The 23,433-nt window shown below is 47.5% G+C and carries 18 protein-coding genes; 9 read left to right on the plus strand and 9 right to left on the minus strand.

Annotated elements, in window-relative coordinates:
* Positions 1 to 33: 33 nt before the first annotated feature.
* Positions 34 to 966 (minus strand): DUF808 domain-containing protein, encoded by a 933-nt coding sequence (locus Q4Q49_RS12855; protein WP_311999520.1) that lies wholly within the window; start codon positions 964 to 966, stop codon positions 34 to 36.
* Between the two features lie 251 nt (positions 967 to 1,217).
* Between Q4Q49_RS12855 and rpiA the strand changes: the two genes are divergently transcribed.
* Complete coding sequence (gene rpiA, locus Q4Q49_RS12860; RefSeq protein ID WP_028761507.1) at positions 1,218 to 1,880, plus strand: ribose-5-phosphate isomerase RpiA; 663 nt, start codon at positions 1,218 to 1,220, stop codon at positions 1,878 to 1,880.
* A 255-nt stretch (positions 1,881 to 2,135) separates the two neighbouring features.
* Here the strand turns inward: rpiA and Q4Q49_RS12865 are convergent, their stop codons facing one another.
* On the minus strand, positions 2,136 to 3,326 hold the full coding sequence (locus Q4Q49_RS12865; RefSeq protein ID WP_311999521.1) for a class I SAM-dependent methyltransferase: 1,191 nt from the start codon (positions 3,324 to 3,326) through the stop codon (positions 2,136 to 2,138).
* Between the two features lie 497 nt (positions 3,327 to 3,823).
* On the opposite strand from Q4Q49_RS12865, the gene Q4Q49_RS12870 reads away from it, so the two are divergent.
* The 3 genes from Q4Q49_RS12870 (at position 3,824) to Q4Q49_RS12880 (ending at position 6,088) form a co-directional block, all read left to right on the plus strand.
* Positions 3,824 to 4,276: a hypothetical protein gene (locus Q4Q49_RS12870; RefSeq protein WP_006083895.1), complete on the plus strand. Its 453-nt coding sequence runs from the start codon at positions 3,824 to 3,826 to the stop codon at positions 4,274 to 4,276.
* 103 nt (positions 4,277 to 4,379) lie between these two features.
* Positions 4,380 to 5,279, plus strand: a complete 900-nt coding sequence (locus Q4Q49_RS12875; RefSeq protein WP_311999522.1) for a DUF692 domain-containing protein — start codon at positions 4,380 to 4,382, stop codon at positions 5,277 to 5,279.
* Positions 5,276 to 6,088, plus strand: coding sequence for a DNA-binding domain-containing protein (locus Q4Q49_RS12880; protein WP_311999523.1), 813 nt, complete (start codon positions 5,276 to 5,278; stop codon positions 6,086 to 6,088). The genes Q4Q49_RS12875 and Q4Q49_RS12880 overlap by 4 nt, the downstream gene beginning before the upstream one ends.
* Positions 6,089 to 6,164: 76 nt before the next feature.
* On the opposite strand, the gene Q4Q49_RS12885 is transcribed toward Q4Q49_RS12880, so the two are convergent.
* Complete coding sequence (locus tag Q4Q49_RS12885; RefSeq protein ID WP_311999524.1) at positions 6,165 to 7,391, minus strand: endonuclease/exonuclease/phosphatase family protein; 1,227 nt, start codon at positions 7,389 to 7,391, stop codon at positions 6,165 to 6,167.
* Positions 7,392 to 8,139: 748 nt separating this feature from the next.
* On the opposite strand from Q4Q49_RS12885, the gene Q4Q49_RS12890 reads away from it, so the two are divergent.
* From Q4Q49_RS12890 to Q4Q49_RS12905, 4 genes are all read left to right on the plus strand, one after another.
* Positions 8,140 to 8,853: a hypothetical protein gene (locus Q4Q49_RS12890; RefSeq protein WP_311999525.1), complete on the plus strand. Its 714-nt coding sequence runs from the start codon at positions 8,140 to 8,142 to the stop codon at positions 8,851 to 8,853.
* Between the two features lie 19 nt (positions 8,854 to 8,872).
* Positions 8,873 to 10,246: a magnesium transporter gene (mgtE, locus tag Q4Q49_RS12895; protein ID WP_311990775.1), complete on the plus strand. Its 1,374-nt coding sequence runs from the start codon at positions 8,873 to 8,875 to the stop codon at positions 10,244 to 10,246.
* Positions 10,247 to 10,552: 306 nt separating this feature from the next.
* On the plus strand, positions 10,553 to 11,641 hold the full coding sequence (locus tag Q4Q49_RS12900) for a methyl-accepting chemotaxis protein (protein WP_106651402.1): 1,089 nt from the start codon (positions 10,553 to 10,555) through the stop codon (positions 11,639 to 11,641).
* Positions 11,642 to 11,855: 214 nt separating this feature from the next.
* Complete coding sequence (locus tag Q4Q49_RS12905; protein WP_011847556.1) at positions 11,856 to 12,629, plus strand: ABC transporter substrate-binding protein; 774 nt, start codon at positions 11,856 to 11,858, stop codon at positions 12,627 to 12,629.
* Positions 12,630 to 12,709: 80 nt separating this feature from the next.
* Here the strand turns inward: Q4Q49_RS12905 and Q4Q49_RS12910 are convergent, their stop codons facing one another.
* The 6 genes from Q4Q49_RS12910 to Q4Q49_RS12935 all read right to left on the minus strand — a co-directional run bounded on the left by Q4Q49_RS12910 (position 12,710) and on the right by Q4Q49_RS12935 (position 20,743).
* Positions 12,710 to 13,444 (minus strand): RluA family pseudouridine synthase, encoded by a 735-nt coding sequence (locus tag Q4Q49_RS12910; RefSeq protein WP_311999527.1) that lies wholly within the window; start codon positions 13,442 to 13,444, stop codon positions 12,710 to 12,712.
* 188 nt (positions 13,445 to 13,632) lie between these two features.
* Positions 13,633 to 16,857, minus strand: a complete 3,225-nt coding sequence (gene carB / locus Q4Q49_RS12915; protein WP_311999528.1) for a carbamoyl-phosphate synthase large subunit — start codon at positions 16,855 to 16,857, stop codon at positions 13,633 to 13,635.
* A 27-nt stretch (positions 16,858 to 16,884) separates the two neighbouring features.
* Positions 16,885 to 18,045 carry a glutamine-hydrolyzing carbamoyl-phosphate synthase small subunit gene (gene carA / locus Q4Q49_RS12920; RefSeq protein WP_311999529.1) on the minus strand — a complete coding sequence of 387 codons (1,161 nt, stop codon included), beginning with the start codon at positions 18,043 to 18,045 and terminating at the stop codon, positions 16,885 to 16,887.
* A gap of 169 nt (positions 18,046 to 18,214) precedes the next feature.
* On the minus strand, positions 18,215 to 19,027 hold the full coding sequence (dapB, locus tag Q4Q49_RS12925; RefSeq protein WP_006082785.1) for a 4-hydroxy-tetrahydrodipicolinate reductase: 813 nt from the start codon (positions 19,025 to 19,027) through the stop codon (positions 18,215 to 18,217).
* A 71-nt stretch (positions 19,028 to 19,098) separates the two neighbouring features.
* Positions 19,099 to 19,716 (minus strand): FKBP-type peptidyl-prolyl cis-trans isomerase, encoded by a 618-nt coding sequence (locus tag Q4Q49_RS12930; RefSeq protein ID WP_006083907.1) that lies wholly within the window; start codon positions 19,714 to 19,716, stop codon positions 19,099 to 19,101.
* Between the two features lie 217 nt (positions 19,717 to 19,933).
* Positions 19,934 to 20,743 carry a M48 family metallopeptidase gene (locus Q4Q49_RS12935; RefSeq protein WP_006083908.1) on the minus strand — a complete coding sequence of 270 codons (810 nt, stop codon included), beginning with the start codon at positions 20,741 to 20,743 and terminating at the stop codon, positions 19,934 to 19,936.
* A gap of 840 nt (positions 20,744 to 21,583) precedes the next feature.
* Between Q4Q49_RS12935 and Q4Q49_RS12940 the strand changes: the two genes are divergently transcribed.
* On the plus strand, positions 21,584 to 23,404 hold the full coding sequence (locus Q4Q49_RS12940; protein WP_311987113.1) for a thrombospondin type 3 repeat-containing protein: 1,821 nt from the start codon (positions 21,584 to 21,586) through the stop codon (positions 23,402 to 23,404).
* Positions 23,405 to 23,433: the final 29 nt, after the last annotated feature.

Raw genomic sequence — 23,433 nt, forward strand, 5'->3', positions numbered from 1 at the left:
TGCTCATCCTTGATGGTTGATGCGCGCAGCTAGTTAACTACGCAATTTCTGTATCCCTGTCATCACAGCAAGGGCGACTGCGCCAGCAACAACGCCAAATAGGCCATTAAGCACACTTGGCGTCAGTACGGCAAGCACAGGTCCGACAAAGTCCATAGCCGCGACGGCTTGCTCAGCATGGTGAATTTGCTCGCCAATCATGTGTAAGCCATGGGTTAAAATCCCGCCGCCCACCATAAACATGGCCGCAGTGCCGATAATGGTTAAACTTTTCATCAGCACAGGTGCGGCGCTTAATAAGCCAAAACCCAGTTTACGGTTCATTTGCGTTAAGGCCGACTCACCTTCACGCTGACTCAAGTACAAACCCGCATCATCCATTTTCACAATCGCCGCCACTAAACCATACACACCAATGGTCATGATGATCCCGATAACGGATAAGGTGAAAAACTGCGTCGACAGGGATTTGTCCGCCACGATACCAAGGGTAATTGCAATAATTTCCGCCGATAACACAAAGTCGGTACGAATCGCCCCTTTGACTTTTTCGGCCTCGTAGGCGGCGAAATCTTTAATCTCAGGTAACTCATTCTCTACTTGGGTTTCGTGTTGTTGCAGGCCTTTTCTATGGCTATAGCTGTGATGCAGTTTTTCAAACCCTTCGTAGCATAAAAACAGTCCACCAAACATTAATAAAGGGGTGACAGCCCAGGGAATAAAAGCGCTGATAAGCATTGCTGCTGGCACTAAAATCAACTTATTACGAAATGATCCCTTAGCCACCGCCCACACTACGGGTAATTCACGATCGGCGCTTACGCCCGTCACTTGCTGGGCATTGAGGGCTAAATCATCCCCCAGTACACCCGCGGTTTTCTTTGCCGCCACTTTACTCATTACCGCTACGTCATCCAAAATCGATGCGATATCGTCAAGTAAGGTTAATAAACTCGCGCCTGCCATGCTAAATCCCTCTACAAATCATCTATAAACCATTCTGCTTTTGCCATAGTAGCTTAGTTAGATTAGTTGCGTATAGCGAAATGCTTTCCAACTTAACTGCTTAAGTTACTTACGTTATTGGGACTGCTTGCTAATGTGAAAATGCCAGCAATCTAGATCACACCCACGGTGGAATTGCGCCACATTATTTATCGGAAAAGAGTATACTAAGCACAGAATTTTTTACTCATTTGCCGTTACAGGATGTCAACATGACTCAAGATGAAATGAAAAAAGCTGCCGGTTGGGCCGCACTTAAGTACGTTGAAAAAGACAGCATTGTTGGTGTTGGTACGGGTTCGACTGTGAATCACTTTATCGATGCACTGGCGACCATGAAAGCCGATATCGAAGGCGCAGTCTCTAGCTCTGAGGCATCAACTCAGAAAATGAAAGCGCTGGGTATTCCCGTTTATGACTTAAACAGCGTCGATCGTTTATCTGTCTATGTGGACGGTGCCGATGAAATCAACGACCGCATGGATATGATTAAAGGTGGCGGCGCGGCATTAACTCGCGAGAAAATTGTCGCGGCTGTGGCTGAGAAGTTTATCTGTATCGTGGATAACACTAAGCAAGTCGACATACTAGGCGAATTTCCACTACCCGTAGAAGTCATTCCGATGGCACGCTCTTATGTGGCGCGTCAACTCGTTAAACTTGGCGGCGATCCTGTGTACCGTGAAGGCGTTGTGACCGATAACGGTAACGTGATCCTCGATGTGTACAATCTTAAGATCCTTAATCCAAAAGAATTAGAAAGTCAGATCAATGAGATAGTCGGTGTAGTGACTAACGGTCTGTTCGCCAAACGCGGTGCGGATGTGTTACTCGTTGGCACCCCTGATGGCGTAAAAACCTTTACCGCCAAATAAGTTCTGCGTTTAAAGAATCCATCGCAGTCACAAGGCTGCTGATGTAAAAACACGGTAAAAATACGCAATAAAAATGCCAGCCACTTTTTCAAAGGGCTGGCATTTTTTATGGTTTTTTAGGGTTCAATGTTATCTGACTCAGCCATCTATTCTCTGACTAAACGGCCTATTCTCTAACTAAACCCACATCGCAGGCAGCTTATATCAAACGCTTGGCTTAAGCTCTAGCGACTATCTACCAAGCTCTTGCCGCTCTTACCAAGCTCTGGCGACTAAGCCTTTTAAGTAGAATCCTTCTGGGAAGGCGCTACCGATAGGGTGATCGCTCGCTTGGCTTAAGCGTTCAATAAACTGGATTTCACGTTTCGCATCGAGCGCAGCATCGGCCACGATTTTTTGGAACAGATCCGCAGGCATTAATCCTGAGCAAGAGAAGGTCAATAACACGCCGCCTGGATTCAACAACTGCAATGCAATCATGTTGATGTCTTTATAACCGCGGCAAGCCCCATTTAACTGCGCCTTATTATCGGCAAACTTAGGCGGGTCGAGTACGATCACATCGAAGGTTTTACCTTCATCACGGTATAGACGCAGCAACTTGAACACATCGGCTTCATTGTAATGCACATTTTCATCACTCAAACCGTTCACTTGCATGTTTTGGCGCGCCGTCGCTAAGGCTAGAGAAGACACATCGACATTTTCTATGCTGGCAGCACCTGCTTTCGCGGCGTACAGACCAAAAGTCCCTGTGTAGCAAAAACAGTTCAATACCGATTTATCTTTCACAAAACGGGCGGCAATGGCGCGATTATCCCGTTGATCGAGATAGAAACCTGTCTTATGGCCTTTAATCACATCGACGGCGATCTTGATGCCGTTTTCTTCGATAATCACTGGCATTTCTGGCAGCGTGCCATGCAGCAAACCCGTCACAGGTAGCAGGCCTTCTTTCTTACGGGAATCCACATCGGAACGCTCATAGATAGCGCAATCAGGATATTGCTCGGCCAATAACTCAACTAAGGTATCGCGCCATAAATCAGCACCTGTGCTCAGTAACTGACACACCAACACATTGGCATATCTGTCGATGGTGATCCCAGGTAAACCATCGGACTCAGCAGCCACTAAACGATAGCCCGTTAAGCCTTGCTCGCGGATTAAATCATTACGGCCGATTTGCGCCCGCTGCAAACGTCTGGCAAAAAACGCGCGATCAATTTCTTCTTCGCGATCAAAAGTCCAAATCCGCACTTGGATTTGCGACTCAGGCGACCAGGCACCACGACCTAACCAATGACCATCATGCGCGACCACATCGACTGTCTCACCCGCTTCAGGTTTTCCCTTAATGTTATGAATAGCATTGGAAAATACCCAAGGATGGCGACGCTCGAGTGACTTCTCGCGGCCGGGTTTAAGTTTGATTCTGATAGCCATAGTTGCCTTTAAAAATAGTGCCGCCACTAAAAAAGGGCTGCAGTCTAAAAAATGGGAAACGGATGATATACCCAATGTCACCTGAGTGCGAGTACTGAACGCGCAGCAGCGCCTATTTACCATCATCCACGGGTTGCCGATCATACCTTATTTACGTCGTAAAACCTGTGTAAGAAACGCCATTTTTTTCCATAAATAGGGCGATTTCCCGACTCTCTCGATCGCGCAGATCTCGATTATCACAACATCATTTTAACTTAAATTGAAAGATATTGGTCTAAGTGCGGGTCTCATTAGCGCAACAGGAAAAAGCACTGCGCATTCGAAAGGCTCGTTTAGCCAGCGCACAAGATATTCAAACGAATCGCTCGATAACAACTAGGCTTACTCCTGTGTTTATTAGTCATTGCTTTATAAGTCGTCGATTTACAGCAGTCGTTATCAAAGCAACCAAATTAAGATTACTCATTAGCAGTCACACTCAAAAGGATTAGATCATGAATAAGAAAACACAAACTGCACTGACAGGCGCCGCATTAGCGATGGCAATGGCAAGCATGGCGGGTTACGCCAATGCCGCCGAACCTATGGCTGGCGCTGACAGTACCGATCTCGTACATTGTTATGGTGTAAATGCCTGTAAAGGCCATAACGATTGCAAAACCGCCGATAACGCCTGTGCCGGACACGCCAGCTGCAAAGGCAGTGGTTTTGTGGCTATGCCATCAAAAAGCTGTGGTGATGTCGGCGGTAAAGTCGCAGATGACTGGGTGGGCAAAATTGCCAACGCCGAACTCGTTCACTGCTATGGCGTTAACACCTGTAAAGGCCATAACGATTGTAAAACTGCCGACAATGCCTGTGCGGGCCACGCCAGCTGTAAAGGCAGTGGTTTTGTTGCTGCACCGGCAAAATCCTGCGGTGATATCGGCGGCAAAGCAGGCGCCTAAACGCCAATATGCTGATTAAAAAATCGTGACCAGTTTGTGCTGGTCACGTTTATCCCCCTGTTTACCACACATTCAGCAGAAGACTTAAGGATAAGGAGTCAATGTGGCGCAAGATGTCATTACGCAAGCACCATTAGGTTTTGGCTTAGGTCTGAGGACGCAGCATTTTGATGCCGTGCTCAATACTGAGCCCGATATCGATTGGTTTGAAGTACTCTCGGAAAACTACATGGTCGCCGGTGGTAAACCCCGCTATTACCTCAAGGAAATTGGCGAGCGTTATCCCTTAGTCATGCACGGTGTTTCCCTGTCGATTGGCAGTACCGATCCGCTCAATATGGATTACCTTAAAGCCTTAAAACAGCTAGCTAACGATGTGCAGCCCCAATGGATTTCCGATCATATCTGCTGGACCTCAATTCATGGAGTGAACAGCCATGATCTACTGCCACTGCCCTATACCGAAGAAACCGTTAAGCATGTGGCGCAACGGATTAGAACCGTGCAAGACTTTTTAGGTCGGCGCATTTTAATGGAGAACGTGTCTAGCTACTTGTCCTATCAAGATTCCAGCATGGACGAATGGGAGTTCGTTAATGCCGTTGCCGAGGCGGCAGACTGTTTAATCTTGTTAGACATCAATAATATTTATGTCAGTGCTCGCAATCATAATTTCAACCCGTTGGACTACTTGAATAAAATCAATCCCAAACGGGTGCAGCAATTCCACCTCGCCGGACACAGCGACTATGGCGACTATGTGATAGACACGCACGACCATGATGTACCGAGCAGCGTGTGGGATCTCTACCGCGCGGCACTGAAACGTTTTGGCGGCATCAGCACTATGATAGAGCGTGACGCCAATATCCCCGAGTTTTCCGCCCTCGAAGCCGAACTCACGATTGCCAGAAATATCGCCCGCGATACCTTAGGTGAGGTACATCCACTCAACGCCGCCAAAAGTAGAAAGAACATGCAGGAAGGAAAGGTTATCGCATGAGCCAACTTCAGCAGCTACAACAAGCATTTATGGATTATCTGCTGGCGAGTGCGGCGGTAGATACGCCGTCAACCCTTGCGCAAACCACGCAAACCTTCAAAGATAAGATTGCCGAGCAAGGCGGCATCAATGCCGATATCCGGATGCAGATTTATGCCAATGCCTATCGCATTCGTTTAACCGAAACCCTCGAAACCGACCACGAAATGCTGGGCATCTATCTGGGTGATGAACTCTTTGAGCGTATGGCCAAAGGTTATATTGCCAGTCAGCCATCGGCGTTTACCTCACTGCGCAGTTTTGCCGATGCCCTGCCCGACTATTTAACCCAAGATGCGTTTTTCAGTCAGTATCCAATCATTGCCGATATTGCCCGCTTCGAGCGGCGTTTATTGAATGCCTTCGATGCTTTTGATACCGAACGCGCCACTTTTGCGCGCCTGCAAGCACTGCCTGCCGAGCAATGGCCGGGTTGCCAACTGCGTTTTCACCCCAGCGTGCAGCTATTCCAATGCAACAGTAATGCGGTTGAAACTTGGCAAGCATTAAAACAGCAAGCATCACCGCCCAGTCCCGATTATCAAGGCAAGCGAGCTTGGTTACTTTGGCGCGGCGAAAGCCGATTAACTGAGTTTATTTCCCTGTCAGAATATCAACTCGCGCTGCTGCTGGGCTTTATTGGTGGTGCCACCTTTGCCGAACAATGCGAAATGATGTTGGCATTTTTTAGCGACGCACAGGCGCCGATGCAAGTGCTGCAGGCACTGCAAGCTTGGTTTCAAATGGGGCTTATCCGCGATATCGCCTAATGCGCAAATCGGTTTGAGAGATACTGAGTTAGCTTGATATAAAGTGATTTCAAGTGCGCTTAATTGAAGGATTGGCTTAGCTTCGCAGCGCCAACTCAACAATCACTGGCGCATGGTCAGTGCTGTAAGCATCGCGCTCATATTCGGGTCTGACTAAGTGCCTGTCGCAGGTTTGATAATCCACCACTTGAGCCAAACTGCGGCCATGGCTCGCATCAAACTCGCTCGAAAGCAAAATATAATCCAGCACAGAACCTTTGGGGCCATAGTAATGGGTCGCCGCTCTGTGTTCCCTATGGAAAGCGGTATTACCCGTCAAACTGTCCCTCAAGTTCGCTTCAATAAATAACTCATAGGCATCCTTAAGCTGATATTGAGCAAACACCGCCGCTAACGCCGCATCCGATAAATGCCCAAGGCCAGCGGCTTTAATATCATTACTGTGGATACTCTCGCCCTGTATCGTTAGCGCATCTAAGGCGCCCATCGTCAGGCTGTCGTTAAAATCTCCCATCACTATGACGGGATGTTTAGATGCTTGCCTGCGTACTAATATGCCATTGAATAATAACGCAGCTTCCGCGCCGCGCTGCATGGTTGATGCCCAGCGGCCTAAGGCTTGATCTGTAAGTAATTGGGTTTCTGAATGCAGTTTCATGCTCGCTGCGGGCGCCGAGTTATCGAATCCTAGGGGCTGATTTTCAAATCGCTTAGATTCAAGTGGCTGATGTTCAAATAGCTTAGGTTCGAGCGCTAATCCGGCACGTTTTGACTTAAAGTGCACCACATAATAGTCACACTTGCCGATGTGTGGCACTTCAACGGTTGCGCGCAGCACCTTACGGCTAAAGGCAAATTCACTCGATAATCCCATGGCTGCCACTAAACGCGCATCAGGTTCGACACTGCTGATTTCCACTATGGGATACCGGGACGCAAGCGCGACCACAGGGCTGCGATAAATGTAATCACTGATAAGAGTTGGCTCATCAACGACCGCAAAATACCCTAGACCTTGCTCACTGGCGATTCGTTTGAGCGGTTCAGGGCTAAACACTTCTTGAAATCCCACAATATCGGGCTGGCGATGTGCGAGAAACTCACTCAGCCATTGGCACTTTTTCTGCCACTGACCATGGCTATAGATATTTTCAAAGTCGTAGTAAGCCAAAGGCGGCTCAATAAAGTTAAACAGATTGATACTGGCGATTTTGATATTGGCGACTCTCATCTGTTCGATGTCATTATGTTCAACAGCCGCAGCCATGGAGTCCAACCCATCCACATCGATATTGTATGCCACGGCTTAATACCTCCAAATCTGAATACGGCGACCTGTCTTAATTTGTCAGAGAGATCAGTTTGACTCACAGGAACAGACACAACAAGGGTATACCCGATGCGCATCAATGCCAAATAATCCATTTGAGATAAGGTGTTAGCCAAACTCAATCGACGCATCAATATCCGATACCTGATATCCGATAATAAAGATTAGACACCTCATAGAGTCAGCATCACAGCCAACGCCCATAAAACAAACAAATCAACAACAAGCCGCTGCACACAAATCCATCAAGCAGCCCAATAACCATACACAAACTCAAGCAATACCATAATATTTACATCTGATTAAAATCTAAATTTAAACAAAAACATAGGTAACGATTTGTGCGGTTGACTTTCACTTTTGGCCCATTAGAATGATGTCGACTTTTAATCATTGCGGAGACCCACTGTGGGCACACACATAAGCGACAGTAGACGCCCTGTCCAAAAGACAGGATTTAACGCCTAGCACTAGCCCGCAATTTTTTTGCTGCTACCTGCTAAGCAGGGTAGTAGCGTGAACCATTCTTCACTCCGCCTCCCCCAAATATCAAATACAAACCATAAAGCCTGAGCCTATGGCTGCGCTTTCGCCATTCCAGCATATTCGCTGGGGTTCAGTTATGGGTATTTTTTGCATCTCAAAGCACGTTTTTTGCCTCAGTGGACTTCGTTTTCCCTATGGATTAACACCTAAGGGTTTACATCTGAGGAGCCTAAATATGGCTTACATAAACAACACAGCAATTTTGCGGTCTCTATCCTGTGCAAGTATCAGCTTGTACTACAGCATGAGTGCGGCGGCATCGCACCTCGAAGTGGATGATCCCGCCCTCGCGGATCGCTGTGAATTAGAAATGGGCTGGCAACAACCTAGGTCGGATCATGCTCGGCCACAATTTAACGCAGCCACGACTTGCAGCCGCAATCAATGGGAATGGCATTTAGGTTTAGCGTCCAATGCCAATGACGCTATTCGTGAGGAGCAAGCTGAAGTCGGTATCAAGCTACCGCTCAACTTAAGCTCTCACTCAGGTTCAGATCCAGATCGGCAGCAGGACGATTGGCACAGTGCTATGGTGATCAATCTGCAAAAAAACCTTGATACCAATAACGGATTTGCCACCGAAGCCTTCGGCATTATGGGCAAAACCTTAGGCGACTCCGATGTCAGTCTGTATGCCAACTTAGGTTTCACCCATGAATTTAATCAATCAACCCAATTACTTGCGGGTATCGCGGCGGCCTATGAACTCAATAGTCAGCATCGCCTGATAGCCGAGCTTTATCAAAAAGAGTTGAGTAATCCGGCCTATCAGTTCGCCTATCAACACACGCCGCAACGACAGCTACAGCTGGAATTGAGCTTAGGCAATGCCCTTAGTGGCAACGCGCTGCAACTTGGCGCAGACATCACCTTCTACTTTGGTCACTAGATCGTTGAGAGAATGAACTATGAACATGAATAACAGCACAAACAACACCAAAAAAATCATCCATAACCTACAGATGATTATCGAGCAACGCAGTGCCAGCGCCATGGCTGAATTAGCCGAAAAGCGCCATCCTGCCGATATCGCTGCCGTTTTTAACGTCTTTAATCAAGCTCAACAAGTCCTATTGTTGCAACTGGCCTCACCTAAGGTTTGCGCCAATCTATTTCGCTATCTGACCGACGAATTGCAGGCTAGCTTAGTTCAGCAGCTAGACAAAACCACGCTATCTGCGCTGCTGGTGCACATGGCAGCCGATGAACGTGCCGACCTTTACAATCTGCTCGATGAAACCCAGCAAGCGGCCATTTTACCTGCGCTCGCATTGGCCAAACGGGAAGATATGCGCACCCTCGCCGCCTATGATAAAGCCAAGGTTGGCGCTGTCATGACATCGGATTACACCTTGCTCAATAGCCGCCATACTGCGGCAGAAGCCATTGATACCCTACGCACAGAGGCCGCCGATAAGGAAACCATTTATCAAACCTATGTGGTTGATATGTTAGGCCGCTTAATAGGAACTGTATCGCTAAGACAGCTATTACTGGCGCAGCCGCATGAGCGAGTGGTCGATTTTATGAAACCCGATCCCGTCGCCCTCGATGCCAATGCCTTTCGTGAAGAAGCGGTGCAAATGATCGCCCATTATGACTTGATGGCGCTGCCTGTAGTCAACGGCAAAGGCCAGCTCGTCGGTATCGTCACCTATGATGATGCTATGGATATTGCCAGCTCACAGGCGGATCTTGAGTTCACAAAAACCGCGGCCATAGGCAATATCGACCATAACCTTAAGACCGCTAGCATAGGTTTGCTTTACCGCAAGCGCGTGGTTTGGCTGGTAATTTTGGTGTTTGGTAATATCTTCTCAGGAGCGGGTATCGCGTTTTTCGAAGATACCATCGCCAGTTATGTGTCCTTAGTCTTCTTCCTGCCACTACTGATCGATAGCGGCGGTAATGCGGGATCACAATCGGCCACCTTAATGGTACGCGGTTTAGCCACAGGGGAAGTGGTACTCAAGGACTGGCTATCTATGTTAGGCCGTGAGTTATTTGTCGCCGGATTATTAGGTGCCAGCATGGCGGCGGCAGTGTCCTTACTAGGATTTTGGCGTGGCGGGCCTGAAATCGCACTGGTTGTCGCGCTCACTATGCAAATCGTGGTGATTATAGGCAGCTTGATTGGTATGTCTCTGCCCTTCTTACTGAGCAAATTGAAGATGGATCCTGCGGCGGCGAGTGCGCCACTCATCACCTCCATCGCCGATATCATAGGCGTGCTGGTTTATTTCAGCATTGCGACTATGGTGCTCGACTTACCCATGCCATAGGCATGCAATAAAGCCTTCATAGCGCTAATCAATAGCGATAAAACCTCAAAGTGAACCAGCTGACTTGACCCAGTTTTCAATGTTAGCTTGGTTCACTTTTCATTCAAAAAATAGGGTTAATTTGCGCCAACGCATTAAAGCGACAAAAAACCTAAAAAAATTAAGAATAAAGCGCAAGGATCAGTTAATATTTCAACACCCAAATGGTTTTACTTTTTATTAACATTGCAATATTTACCGCTGAGCCCAGTCACTGTAAATCGATAAGCAATAGCCATAGTCCTTGCGACGTTAGAGGTTTTTTTTATGTGGTTTAATTCCCAGCTCAAAGCTGAAAATAAGGCGCTTAAAGAGCGGCTTATCCAATTAGAACAACAACGCCAAAATGAAATCGATGAACTGCGTGGCATGATCCGTGAAAATGAGACTATGCAGCAGCAATCACGGCAAAATGCCGATCACTACACTGAGGTCATTGCCTGCCAAAACCAAGGTGGAGACATGCTCAATGCGGTGCGCGAAGGCTTAGCCAACAGCGCCGAATTACTTACCGCTGAACAAGATTCACTGTCAGAGCTCGATAAGATTTTTGATCAAACACGCATCGCCGTGGCAAGTTTAGGCACTAGGGCGACTTATATTAATGAGCAAGCGTCGAGCAGTATGAAAGCCGTTACTGAGCTAGATGCGACGACCTCTTCAATTAACCAATTTGTCGCTGCGATTCAAGGCATCTCAGAACAAACAAACTTGCTGGCATTGAATGCCGCCATTGAAGCCGCTCGCGCAGGCGAAGCGGGACGCGGCTTTGCTGTGGTTGCCGATGAAGTGCGCCAACTTGCCAGTAAAGCCCACGAAGCCAGTAGCCACATTGAAAAACTCGTAAAACAAATCGTTATTCAAGCGGCTGAAATTAAAGAAATTGTCCATAACAATCAAAGTAGCGCTATTGACGTGGCCAGCTCTTCTACCCAAATCGGCCAAGTGGTCGAGGATGTACTGAATCGTTCAAAGCAAATGCAGCAGGTTATCCATAACGCTGCTACCGCGTCATTCTTAAATACCACTAAGCTCGACCACGCGGTCTGGAAAAGCAGTGTTTATCAATTAATTGAAAAACCACAGCATAATCACAGTGTAAACTCGCACACTGAGTGCCGTCTCGGACAATGGTATTTCAAAGGGTTTGGGGCTGAGAATTATCAGCATTTGAGTAACTTCAAAGCCTTAGATGCACCACATAAAGCGGTGCACGAAGCGGGTAAAGCCGCACTCAATGCCAGACAAAAAGGTAATTTACCTGAGATGGTCAAACAACTGCACTCAATGGAAGACGCCAGTATGCGTGTTGTGCATTGCATTGATAACCTTATGCGAGATGTATATCGAGCGTGATATATAGGCACAGAAAGATAAGCTATCACCCATAAATAAGCCTACCTAAGAGCGCAATACAAGCGCTCTTTTTTCTAAACCAAACCCCAGATCAAATTTAGTCTAAGAAATTAACCTAATAGCTATACTTGATTTGAACACAGCGTTCATCTTTAATCGTTTCAAGAGCAAGCAGTGAGACTCAATTATAACATTCTAATTTTTAGGGTTATTAATGAAACTAGTCACAAGCTTTTTGCTATCACTTATCTTCTGCGGCGCTTTTCCCCTGCGCGCACAGCCGCTAAACATCTATACAGAAGAATGGTCACCGATCAGTTTCTCTATCGATGGCAAACCTGCTGGTTTAGCGGTGCAAGTCGTAGAAGAAATTCAAAAACGCATCAAGAACCCAGATCCAATTAAAGTCGTACCTTGGGCTCGCGGCTGGAAAATGCTGACCGAGCAGCCCAACACTGTGTTGTTCACTATGACGCGCACCGCTGAAAGGGAACAGATGTTTACTATGATAGGACCCGTTGCTGTCGGCACGACCAATTTTTATGCCTTAAAAAATAGCGGCATAAAAATTACCTCGATAGAAGATGCTAAAACGGCGAAGGCAATTGGCGTCTATCGTGCCTCAGTGGAGGAGCGCTTGCTTACCGAACACGGCTTTACCAATGTCGCCGCCTCATCAACGCCCTTGTTGAGTGCGAAACAATTGATGAAGCACCGCATCGATCTTTGGTGTAATGCCAACCTCACTGCGCCAAGTATTTTGTCGGATGCGGGCGCGAGTATTGATGATGTAGAGTCCCTCTTCACGATTAGCGCTAATCATCTCTACATTGCCTTCTCACAAGGCACCCCCAATGAAGTGATCGAGCAGTGGAAAAGCGCCCTAGAAGCGATAAAAGCGGATGGCACCTTCGCAACGATTTACCATACTTGGCTCCCCAACGATGCGCCGCCAATGCAGACCGAACGTATCGGACTGGGCAACTAAATCGATTGCTCTACGTTTTAAGTGCTAAGTTTTGATTTCTAAGTGCTAAGCACAAAACTCTATCACTCTTTAGCAAACTCTTAGAAGGGACACTCGCAAATCCAGTCGATACGCTCACCCCTGATAGGATGATCAAACGCTAAGCGGGTCGCATGCAGCATTAATCTGCTGTTACTCGCCATCTTAGTGATGTCTGGATCAGGTGCAGCAGCGTTATCAGCCACACTCTCACCCACGCCACCATAGAGATCGCACCCCAGAATCGAGTGACCAAATTGCTGACTGTGGATCCGCAGTTGATGGGTTCGGCCAGAAACCGGAGTAAACTCGACCCGCGTGGCAAAAGGCTCGGTTAACCGTTCCAGCACCCGATATTCGCTGATAGCAGGTTTACCTGTGCTGTGGCAAATCTTTTGTAATGGGAAATGATCGACATCTTTAGCGATCGGTAGATTAATCACCCCGCTGTCAGCGGCGATATGTCCGTGCAACAAGGCGGTATAACGCTTCTCGACTGTGCGCGCCTGAAACTGCTTGGTCAGCAAGCCATTCACGGTTTTATTTAGCGCCACCAGCATGATGCCCGAAGTGCCAAAATCAAGCCTGTGCAGCAAAGTGGCCGTCGGAAAATCCTGTACTAAGCGATAATGCACTGAATCGAGATTGAGCGGATTCTTCCCCGACAAACTCAATAATCCACTCGGCTTATCAATCAGCAGAATGTCGCTATCTTGATAAAGCACGCGTATTTGCCCGAGGCAAGGCGGCGCAATAAACGTATCAACTTTAGTAGGACTAGCGGCTGGCGCAGGCATAATTTTCTCAGGCAACATAAATAGAAGATAAAAAGAGTTAAGTCATACTCAAAACAAACTCAGTAAAACAGACTAAGTAACTCAATAAAACAAATTCAAGAATTGAGCAAGACAGACACGGGCCTAAATAATAAGGCCGCATAACCTAAGTTATGCGGCCCTCTAACTCACGACATTAACGCTATGGCTTATTTAGCCAATACGCGTAAATGCAGTTCTTGTACTGACGTCACATTAGTACGATCATCAGCAGCATGGGCCATACACGTGGCGAATGCAGCGTTCATGGTCGTCGTGTAGTTCACTTTGTAACGCAGTGCACCGCGGCGCAATTGACGAGAATCTTCAATCGCTTGGCGACCTTCGGTAGTGTTCACGATATAAGTGTATTCACCATTCTTGATGCGATCGAGAATGTGTGGACGACCTTCGTGTACCTTGTTCACTAAACGTGGGTTGATACCCGCTTCGCCAAGGATAATCGCAGTACCGTGAGTGGCATCGATTTGGTAACCGAGCTCGATTAACTTAGCAGCTAAATCGGCAACGCGTTTCTTATCGCTGTTACGCACAGACAATAATGCACGACCCGACTTAGGCACTTCAGAAGTGGCACCTAACTGCGCCTTGGCATAGGCTTCGGCGAACGTATCGCCCACGCCCATGACTTCACCGGTAGAGCGCATTTCTGGGCCTAACAGTGGGTCAACACCCGGGAACTTGTTAAAGGGCAACACCACTTCTTTCACTGAGTAGAAAGGTGGGATCACTTCTTTAGTGAAGTTTTGCGACGTTAAGCTTTGACCCGCCATCACGCGCGCGGCAATCTTAGCCAAAGGCACACCGGTCGCTTTAGACACAAATGGCACAGTACGGGCAGCACGTGGGTTAACTTCAATCATATAGATTTCGTTATCTTTCACGGCGAACTGTACGTTCATCAAGCCAACAACACCGAGTTCCATCGCCAACTTACCGACTTGAACGCGCATGCGATCTTGGATCTCTTGGCTTAGCGTGTATGGCGGCAGCGAACAGCCTGAGTCACCTGAGTGAACACCCGCTTGTTCGATATGCTCCATAATCGCGCCAATCACCACGATTTCACCGTCGCATACTGCGTCGATATCCACTTCAATCGCATCATCTAAGAAGCGATCGAGTAATACTGGCGACGCGTTCGATACACTCACGGCTTCATTGAAGTAACGCAGCAAATCTTGCTTGTCGTAGACGATTTCCATCGCGCGGCCGCCCAGTACATAGGATGGACGCACAACTAACGGATAACCGATACGCTCAGCGGCAATCACAGCACCTTCAACCGTAGTCACGGTATCGTTTTCAGGCTGCTTCATCTCTAAGCGTTGAATCGCTTGCTGGAAACGCTCACGGTCTTCGGCGCGGTCGATTGCATCTGGGCTAGTACCAATTACAGGCACGCCAGCGGCTTCTAAGGCACGGGCCAATTTCAATGGCGTTTGACCACCGTACTGCACGATAACGCCTTTTGGCTTCTCGATACGGACGATTTCTAATACGTCTTCCAGTGTGACTGGTTCGAAGTACAGACGGTCTGAAGTGTCGTAGTCGGTTGAAACGGTTTCAGGGTTACAGTTCACCATGATGGTTTCATAACCGTCTTCACGTAGCGCTAACGCCGCGTGCACACAGCAATAATCGAACTCGATACCTTGACCGATACGGTTTGGCCCGCCACCTAACACCATGATTTTGTCACGGGTCGATGGGTTAGCTTCACATTCTTCTTCGTATGTTGAGTACATGTAAGCTGTGTCTGTTGCAAACTCAGCCGCACAGGTATCCACACGTTTGTAGACAGGGTGCAGGTCAAACTTGTCACGCAGCTTACGCACTTCGGCTTCGTTCACGCCTAATACATCGGCCAGACGCGCATCAGCAAAGCCTTTACGTTTCAGTTTGCGCAGTAAGTCATGATCCAGACCAGCCAGCCCAACTTCAGCAACCACACCTTCAAGCTTGATAAGCTCTTCGATTTGTACGAGGAACCAAGGGTCGATATTGGTCAGCTTAAAGATTTCATCTAAGCTCAGCCCCGCACGCATCGCATCGGCTATGTACCAAATACGGTCGCAACCTGGCTCTTTCAGCTCATGGCGAATACGTTGCATTGCCTCCGGTTTTGCCATATCTGTGATAGGGTCTAAACCGTTACGGCTAACCTCTAAACCACGTAAGGCTTTTTGCAGTGACTCTTGGAAAGTACGGCCAATCGCCATCACTTCACCCACAGACTTCATCTGTGTGGTTAAGCGATCATTGGCGCCAGCAAACTTTTCAAAGTTAAAGCGTGGCACTTTAGTCACAACGTAATCGATAGCAGGCTCGAATGACGCTGGCGTGCGACCGCCAGTGATGTCGTTCATCAGCTCATCAAGGGTAAAACCGACCGCTAACTTAGCGGCGATTTTCGCAATCGGGAAACCCGTTGCCTTTGATGCCAATGCTGAAGAGCGCGATACACGTGGGTTCATCTCGATGATAACCATACGGCCATCTTTCGGGTTGATACCAAACTGTACGTTCGAACCGCCTGTCTCAACACCAATCTCACGCAGTACGGCCATAGAGGCGTTACGCATGATTTGGTATTCTTTGTCAGTCAGGGTTTGCGCTGGCGCAACGGTAATAGAGTCGCCAGTGTGTACACCCATAGGATCGAAGTTTTCGATGGCGCAGACGATAATGCAGTTATCGTTGCGGTCACGGACCACTTCCATCTCGTATTCCTTCCAACCGATCAGTGATTCGTCGATCAGCAGTTCACTCGTTGGCGATAACTCTAAGCCCTGTGAACAGATCTCTTCGAACTCTTCCTTGTTGTAGGCGATACCGCCGCCCGAGCCACCCATAGTAAAGGATGGACGGATAATACAAGGGAAACCCACTTGTTCGAGTACGCCGTAAGCTTCGTCCATGTTGTGGGCAATGCCCGCACGTGGACAGTCAAGACCGATACTTTTCATCGCTTTATCAAAGCGGCTACGGTCTTCTGCTTTATCAATGGCATCGGCAGTCGCGCCAATCATCTCGACGTTAAATTCTTTCAGTACGCCTTTAGCTTCGAGTTCTAATGCGCAGTTCAGTGCGGTTTGGCCGCCCATGGTTGGCAGAATCGCGTCAGGGCGTTCTTTAGCAATAATGTTACGGACCACTTCCCAGTGAATCGGCTCGATATAAGTAGCATCGGCCATTTCTGGGTCAGTCATAATGGTGGCAGGGTTAGAGTTCACCAGAATGACACGGTAGCCTTCTTCACGCAGCGCTTTACACGCCTGTGCGCCAGAATAGTCAAATTCACATGCCTGACCAATCACGATTGGGCCGGCGCCTAGGATAAGAATACTCTTTATATCTGTACGTTTTGGCATTGCTTCTCTCTTCTCCTAGCTAGCGTACTACTTGGCGTTCTGACGGTATATGTCGATTAGCTCGATAAAGTGATCGAACAGCGGGGCGGCATCGTTCGGGCCTGGGCTCGCTTCAGGGTGACCTTGGAAGCTGAACGCAGGTTTGTCCGTAAGATGGATACCTTGCAGTGAACCATCAAACAGCGACTTATGCGTCACCTTAATGTTGGCGGGTAGCGTGCTTTCATCGGCAGCAAAACCGTGATTTTGGCTGGTGATCATCACGTTACCTTTCTCGATGTTGCTCACTGGGTGGTTTGCACCGTGGTGACCAAACTTCATCTTTAAGGTTTTTGCGCCTGAGGCCAGAGCCAACAACTGATGACCTAAACAGATACCGAAAATCGGTGTGTCGGTTTTCAGAATTTGTTGAATCGCTTCAATCGCGTAATCGCATGGTTCTGGATCGCCAGGGCCGTTCGACAGGAACACACCATCGGGATTCATCGCTAACACGTCGGCGGCAGAGGTTTTAGCTGGCACAACAGTGACGTCGCAGCCGCGGTCCACTAACATACGCAGAATGTTTTGCTTAACGCCGTAGTCGTAGGCTACTACTTTGTATTTAAGCTCATTTGCTGGCGTATCTGCAGGTAAACCGCCGACTAAACGCCAACTACCTTTGCGCCATGTGTAGGTTTTATCGGTTGTGACTTCTTTAGCGAGATCCATGCCTTTTAAACCGGGGAAGGCTTTGGCAGCGGCGAGCGCTTTTGCTTCGTCTAAGTCTGCACCAGCCATAATACAACCGGCTTGTGCACCTTTTTCACGGAGAATACGCGTTAACTTGCGGGTATCGATATCTGCTATGCCAACGACATTGTTCGCTTTGAGATAATCACTTAAGCTTTGTTGATTACGGAAACTACTTGCGATGAGCGGAAGATCACGAATGATAAGACCACAAGCGTGAACCCCATCGGATTCAACATCTTCATCATTGGTACCAGTGTTGCCTATGTGTGGGTAGGTTAATGTTACAATCTGGCGTGAGTAGGATGGATCAGTTAAAATTTCTTGGTAACCTGTCATGGAAGTGTTAAAAACAACTTCACCAACAGAGAGACCATCAGCACCAATTGCTGTGCCAGAGAATACAGTTCCATCTTCGAGTACGAGTAAGGCAGACTTTGTCAACGCGACCTCCATAAAGAGCCAAGCCACTGAAATATAATGTTTTTTGTGTTATGTTAAGATACCAATTTCCGCTAATTTACGAAATTTTGACAAATTCCGACGAGTTTACAGGAAAAACGTGAAACTGTCCACCCATTGGTATCTGGGTGCAAAAAAAAACGCCATATCGGCGTTTTTAATATTAATGCAAACCTAAAACCTGCTGCATATCATACAAGCCCGGTTTTTGCTCCACGAGCCAGTGGGCGGCACGCATAGCGCCGTTAGCAAAGGTCATACGACTCGAGGCTTTATGGGTGATCTCTAAACGCTCACCGATATCGGCAAACATCGCCGTATGTTCACCGACTAAGTCACCAGCACGAATAGTCGCAAAACCTATGGTTTCACGATCACGTTCACCCGTGATCCCTTCGCGGCCATACACGGCACATTTCTCAAGATCACGACCTAAGGTCTTAGCAATCACTTCACCCATTTTCAGGGCTGTACCCGACGGCGCATCTTTTTTGTGTCTGTGGTGACCTTCGATAATTTCGATATCTGTGTAATCACCCATGACTTCGGCAGCCAGTTCGAGCAATTTCCACATCAGGTTGACACCCACAGACATATTCGGCGCCATCACTACCGGCGTTTGCTCGGCAAAGGCATTAATCTGTTCTTTTTGAGCATGATTGAAACCGGTTGTGCCAATCACCATGGCTTTCTTATGGCGCACACACCAATCTAAATGGACAATACTGGCGTCTGGCGCAGTGAAATCAATTAACACATCAAAATCATCGGTCGCGTAATCCAGCGAATCCATGATCATGACCTTTAATTTACCCACACCAGCTAGCTCACCCGCATCCACGCCCACTAAACTAGAGCCAGCGCGCTCAATAGCGGCACCCAGCAATATATGGTCGTGATTGTAAGCCGCTTCAATAAGAGTGCGTCCCATACGACCACCGGCACCGACGATTGCCACTCTCACTTGTCCACTCATTTCAATCTCCTCAATCTTTCTTTGTCTTCCATAAGAAAACGCCTAAGACAGGCTTAGGCGTTTTATCAATATTAGATGATATCTAATAATTCAACTTCGAATACCAAAGTTGAATAAGGAGGAATTGATGCCCCCGCGCCGCGCTCACCGTAGGCTAAGTGATGTGGCACAAATAATTTCAACTTAGTGCCTACTGGCATCAGTTGCAGTGCTTCAGTCCAGCCAGCGATAACGCCAGATACTGGGAACTCAGCTGGTTGACCACGAACCACAGAGCTATCGAACACATCACCATTGATAAAAGAACCATGGTAGTGAGTACGCACTGTATCTTCGTAAGTTGGAGTAGCACCGTCACCTTGGACTAATACTTCGAACTGCAGACCAGAGTCAGTCACAGTCACGCCATCACGCTTAGCATTTTCAGCTAAGAACGCATCGCCTTCAGCAGACGCAGCTGCAGCAGCTTGCTCTTGAGCAGCTTGAATACGACCGCTGATTTCAGTGAAAGCAACTTGCAGATCTTGCATAGACACAGCACTTTCTAAACCGGCAAACGCATCGGCTAAACCCGCTTGAACGGCTGGAATATCCACACCATCAAAAGAATTGGCGGCCAGTTGCTCACCCATTTGACGGCCTACACCGTAGCTTGCTTGCTGTTCAACAGTACTGAATTTATCAGACATAATTAACGACTCTCAATTTATCAGTGGAATTTTGCGCGCCAGTTTACCATAGTTCCGCGACCTATGCTGATAAACTGACTGCTTATTTAACTAAGGCGGCTTTTTTACACACTTATTGCGTATTTATCCAAAAGCGTAAATAGGCTAAGGACGCATATCGGCCAGAAAACAACCGCTAACACTCAGCTAAGTGGCACTTCGCTATGCAGCGTGCAGCTTATTTCGGCGCCACACATTGATTCTTCACTTGGGTTTTCGCACTGGCATAGAGTGGCTGCATCTGCCCTTGCAGTTGTTGCAACTGAGCGATGCGATTACTGTTCGATGGATGAGTCGATAATAATTCTGGCCCTTGACTGCCGCCCACCTTCGACATGTTCTGCCATAAGGTCACACTTTGCGCCGGATCGAAACCGGCTCTCGCCATCAGCTCTAAGCCCATCACATCGGCTTCGCTCTCTTGAGCGCGACCAAAGGGCAGAATCACCCCAACCTGAGCACCGAGTCCTAACGCCGACATATATAAGTCGCGATTCGACACGCCACTCGCCCCCAACGCCGCATCGGCTATTTGCATACCGACGCCCGTTAACTGTCCGCGAGAAACCTGCTCGTTACCATGTTGCGCCAACACGTGCGCCACTTCATGACCGAGCACAGTAGCAAGCTGATCAGGACCATCGGCAACCTTAAGTAAACCGCTATACACACCAATATGGCCACCCGGCAGTGCAAAGGCGTTAACTTGTTCAGAGTCAAACAAGACGACATCCCAGCGCTGGGTTTGATCCGGCAGCACTGCAGTAACCCGATTAGCGACACAATTCACGTATTGCGTCAGCTTTTTATCGCTACTCACCTTTTGCTGCTTTTTCATTTCCTCAAAAGAAGCATCACCCATCTGCTGCATCTGCGCCGCTGAAAAGAGCAAGGTCTGCCCCCGCCCCGTTGGCGATTGCGTGGTCGCGCAGGCCGATAATCCGAGAACGACCGCCAAACCTACTAAGCCTAAACGCATTGATTTCATCTGGCATTCCTTACATCCCCTGACGGGCGTGAAGTTCTTTGAGCCAACACGGGCTCAACTAATGGAAAGATTTTACTGATATAGACAAGATAAGCCAAATGGGATTGAGCGTCCTGCTTGGCTTCATATTCTACACCAAGAGTAAAACCTGCTGGTCAATGGGACATACAAGTCACCATCCAGCATTGAGGCTCGGAGTTTGGGCGATCTGTTGTACCATCACCCTGTGTCTGGATTGTGTATCCAATGAGTTCTAGCAACACTAACTGTGATACTTAATCACTTCAAAAGCCATTGGCTGATATTTACCAGAAATAGCTATTAACACTGAGCAAGTCATATATGACTCGCGGCCATTGCTCTCCTGCACATATGTGTCAATAGCAGTATTATTTATCCCTTTACATCACCTTAATTAAGAGGTTCTTGAACTAGACACCCTCAAACCCAACTCAAAACCCCGAACCACAGAACATGCTAATACATTGATTATAATGGATTTCAAAAAGATTCAAATCATTTCAAATACAATTTCAAGCATAGGCATTTATATTTCACTGAAGAGAAATTGAGAAAACATGACTGCTCACCTATCGGTGATTATTTAAAGTAAAAGCTCTGATTGTTTCTCTCTAGACGGATAGATCAAGGTCCCCAACAGTGGATGCTTGCTTTCGATAAAGACCACATCCGATGAGATTGTTAGCCAAAAAGTTGCATTTCAATACCAACTAAAACTCGATAAGTCACATCAACTTCTCAGTAAATTGCCCATCTTTTGGTTAATCGATAGGGCAAAAACACAGATGCGGCAAATTAGAGGTATAACAGGGAGTAAGCATGTACAAACTTAATAATATAACTGCAGCTATCGTTCTTTCCAGCATAACCATAGTGATGGGTTGCGGGAGTGACTCAGATAACACGACACCCGTTCCCCAACCGCCAAGCACCATAAGTTTATCTGGCAGTGGCGTAAAGGGGCCCATAGCTGGCGCTAAGGTTCTTGCCTATTTGATGAACACCTCTAGCCCAAATTTAAAGGGAACACTCATTGATGAAGGAGCAACAGATAGTAGCGCACAAATAGTGGATTTAGCACTTCCGACACAACAATTAACATCGGTGTTATTGGAAATTATCGCAGATACAGATACCACCGATATAACAACAGGTTTATCACCTGTAATTACCCAGCTAAAAACAGTTGTAACACCGAGTATGTTCGCTGCAGGGCAAGTAATTTTTGCAACCCCTTTTACCAGTGTTGCAGTCGATTTAGCGATAACAAACGCAGATAAGAGCGATGCCCTGTATTCAGGTAATATCGATGGTGTCATCAGTGAAGCAGAATTGTTAGCGGCACTCCCCATCGCGGCAAGCCAGGTTAAATCGGCTTTAGGGTTTGGCTTACTCGATGATATCGATATTTTTTCTACCGCACCACTGGTCACCAATAGTCAAACTACGAGTAATGCTTTAACCCAAGTCGCTGCCTATCGAACCGCTATAGAAGCACTCAGTGCAGTAATCCTCAATATTCAAGCGAATGCACTCGCGAACAATAATAGTAGCGTACTCACGAGTGATGATGCTATGTCAGCCATAGCACTCGATTTATCCGATGGAGAAATCAACGGCCAAAATGGTGATCAGGCTATAGCTGCATTTTCTGACGTTGTCGATATTGTCAGCGTCATTATGGTTGATCCCAGCACACTCAAAATTCCTAGCACAGATATCGCTGTAACTGATATCGAAAATATTCTAGCGTCTGAAATCACCATAACAGGTACATCGGCCAATGTATCGGCTCTGCAAGATGGTTCAATTAACGTCACTCCTGTAGCGGCTAGAGTTAACTCGGATATTGATGGCGACGGTGTTGCAGACAGATATGATGCATTTCCCAAAAACCCTGGGGAGGATTTAGATACCGACAATGACGGCATGGGGAACAATGCTGATACCGATGATGATAATGATGGCGTGCTAGATATAGAAGATGCCTTCCCGCTCGATCCACTCGAAACCCTTGATACGGATATTGACGGCATTGGCAATAATGCCGATCCCGATGATGATAATGACAGTGTGCTAGATGCAGAAGATGCCTTCCCGCTCGATCCCCTCGAAACCCTTGATACGGATATTGACGGCATTGGCAATAATGCCGATCCCGATGATGATAATGACGGCGTGCTAGACGCAGAAGATGCCTTCCCGCTCGATCCCCTCGAAACCCTTGATACAGATATTGACAGCATTGGCAATAATGCCGATCCCGATGATGATAATGACGGCGTGTTAGACGCAGAAGATGCCTTCCCGCTCGATCCCCTCGAAACCCTTGATACGGATATTGACGGCATTGGCAATAATGCCGATCCCGATGATGATAATGACGGCGTGCTAGACGCAGAAGATGCCTTCCCGTTCGATCCCCTCGAAACCCTCGATACCGACAATGACGGTATTGGGAACAATGCTGATACCGATGACGACAACGATGGCATAGAAGACCCGACGGATAATTGCCCTTTAGTCGCTAACCCTGACCAAAAAGATATTGATCAAAATGGTACAGGCGATCGCTGCCAAGTAATCACAACAGGCATTTTTGACATATCAAAATGGGATGACGGTTCAACCTTTAAATAATGAGTTGAACCCAATTTGCTATAAACTTT

Source organism: Shewanella sp. SP1S1-7 (assembly GCF_031932105.1).
GTDB classification, from domain to species: Bacteria; Pseudomonadota; Gammaproteobacteria; order Enterobacterales; family Shewanellaceae; genus Shewanella; species Shewanella baltica.

Excerpts from the sequence above, each read along its gene's own strand:
- Q4Q49_RS12855 (WP_311999520.1), bottom strand. The coding sequence starts at position 966 with ATGGCAGGCGCGAGTTTATTAACCTTACTTGACGATATCGCATCGATT.
- rpiA (WP_028761507.1), top strand. The coding sequence starts at position 1,218 with ATGACTCAAGATGAAATGAAAAAAGCTGCCGGTTGGGCCGCACTTAAG.
- Q4Q49_RS12865 (WP_311999521.1), bottom strand. The coding sequence starts at position 3,326 with ATGGCTATCAGAATCAAACTTAAACCCGGCCGCGAGAAGTCACTCGAG.
- Q4Q49_RS12870 (WP_006083895.1), top strand. The coding sequence starts at position 3,824 with ATGAATAAGAAAACACAAACTGCACTGACAGGCGCCGCATTAGCGATG.
- Q4Q49_RS12880 (WP_311999523.1), top strand. The coding sequence starts at position 5,276 with ATGAGCCAACTTCAGCAGCTACAACAAGCATTTATGGATTATCTGCTG.
- Q4Q49_RS12890 (WP_311999525.1), top strand. The coding sequence starts at position 8,140 with ATGGCTTACATAAACAACACAGCAATTTTGCGGTCTCTATCCTGTGCA.
- mgtE (WP_311990775.1), top strand. The coding sequence starts at position 8,873 with ATGAACATGAATAACAGCACAAACAACACCAAAAAAATCATCCATAAC.
- Q4Q49_RS12900 (WP_106651402.1), top strand. The coding sequence starts at position 10,553 with ATGTGGTTTAATTCCCAGCTCAAAGCTGAAAATAAGGCGCTTAAAGAG.
- Q4Q49_RS12905 (WP_011847556.1), top strand. The coding sequence starts at position 11,856 with ATGAAACTAGTCACAAGCTTTTTGCTATCACTTATCTTCTGCGGCGCT.
- Q4Q49_RS12910 (WP_311999527.1), bottom strand. The coding sequence starts at position 13,444 with ATGCCTGCGCCAGCCGCTAGTCCTACTAAAGTTGATACGTTTATTGCG.
- carB (WP_311999528.1), bottom strand. The coding sequence starts at position 16,857 with ATGCCAAAACGTACAGATATAAAGAGTATTCTTATCCTAGGCGCCGGC.
- carA (WP_311999529.1), bottom strand. The coding sequence starts at position 18,045 with ATGGAGGTCGCGTTGACAAAGTCTGCCTTACTCGTACTCGAAGATGGA.
- dapB (WP_006082785.1), bottom strand. The coding sequence starts at position 19,027 with ATGAGTGGACAAGTGAGAGTGGCAATCGTCGGTGCCGGTGGTCGTATG.
- Q4Q49_RS12930 (WP_006083907.1), bottom strand. The coding sequence starts at position 19,716 with ATGTCTGATAAATTCAGTACTGTTGAACAGCAAGCAAGCTACGGTGTA.
- Q4Q49_RS12935 (WP_006083908.1), bottom strand. The coding sequence starts at position 20,743 with ATGAAATCAATGCGTTTAGGCTTAGTAGGTTTGGCGGTCGTTCTCGGA.
- Q4Q49_RS12940 (WP_311987113.1), top strand. The coding sequence starts at position 21,584 with ATGTACAAACTTAATAATATAACTGCAGCTATCGTTCTTTCCAGCATA.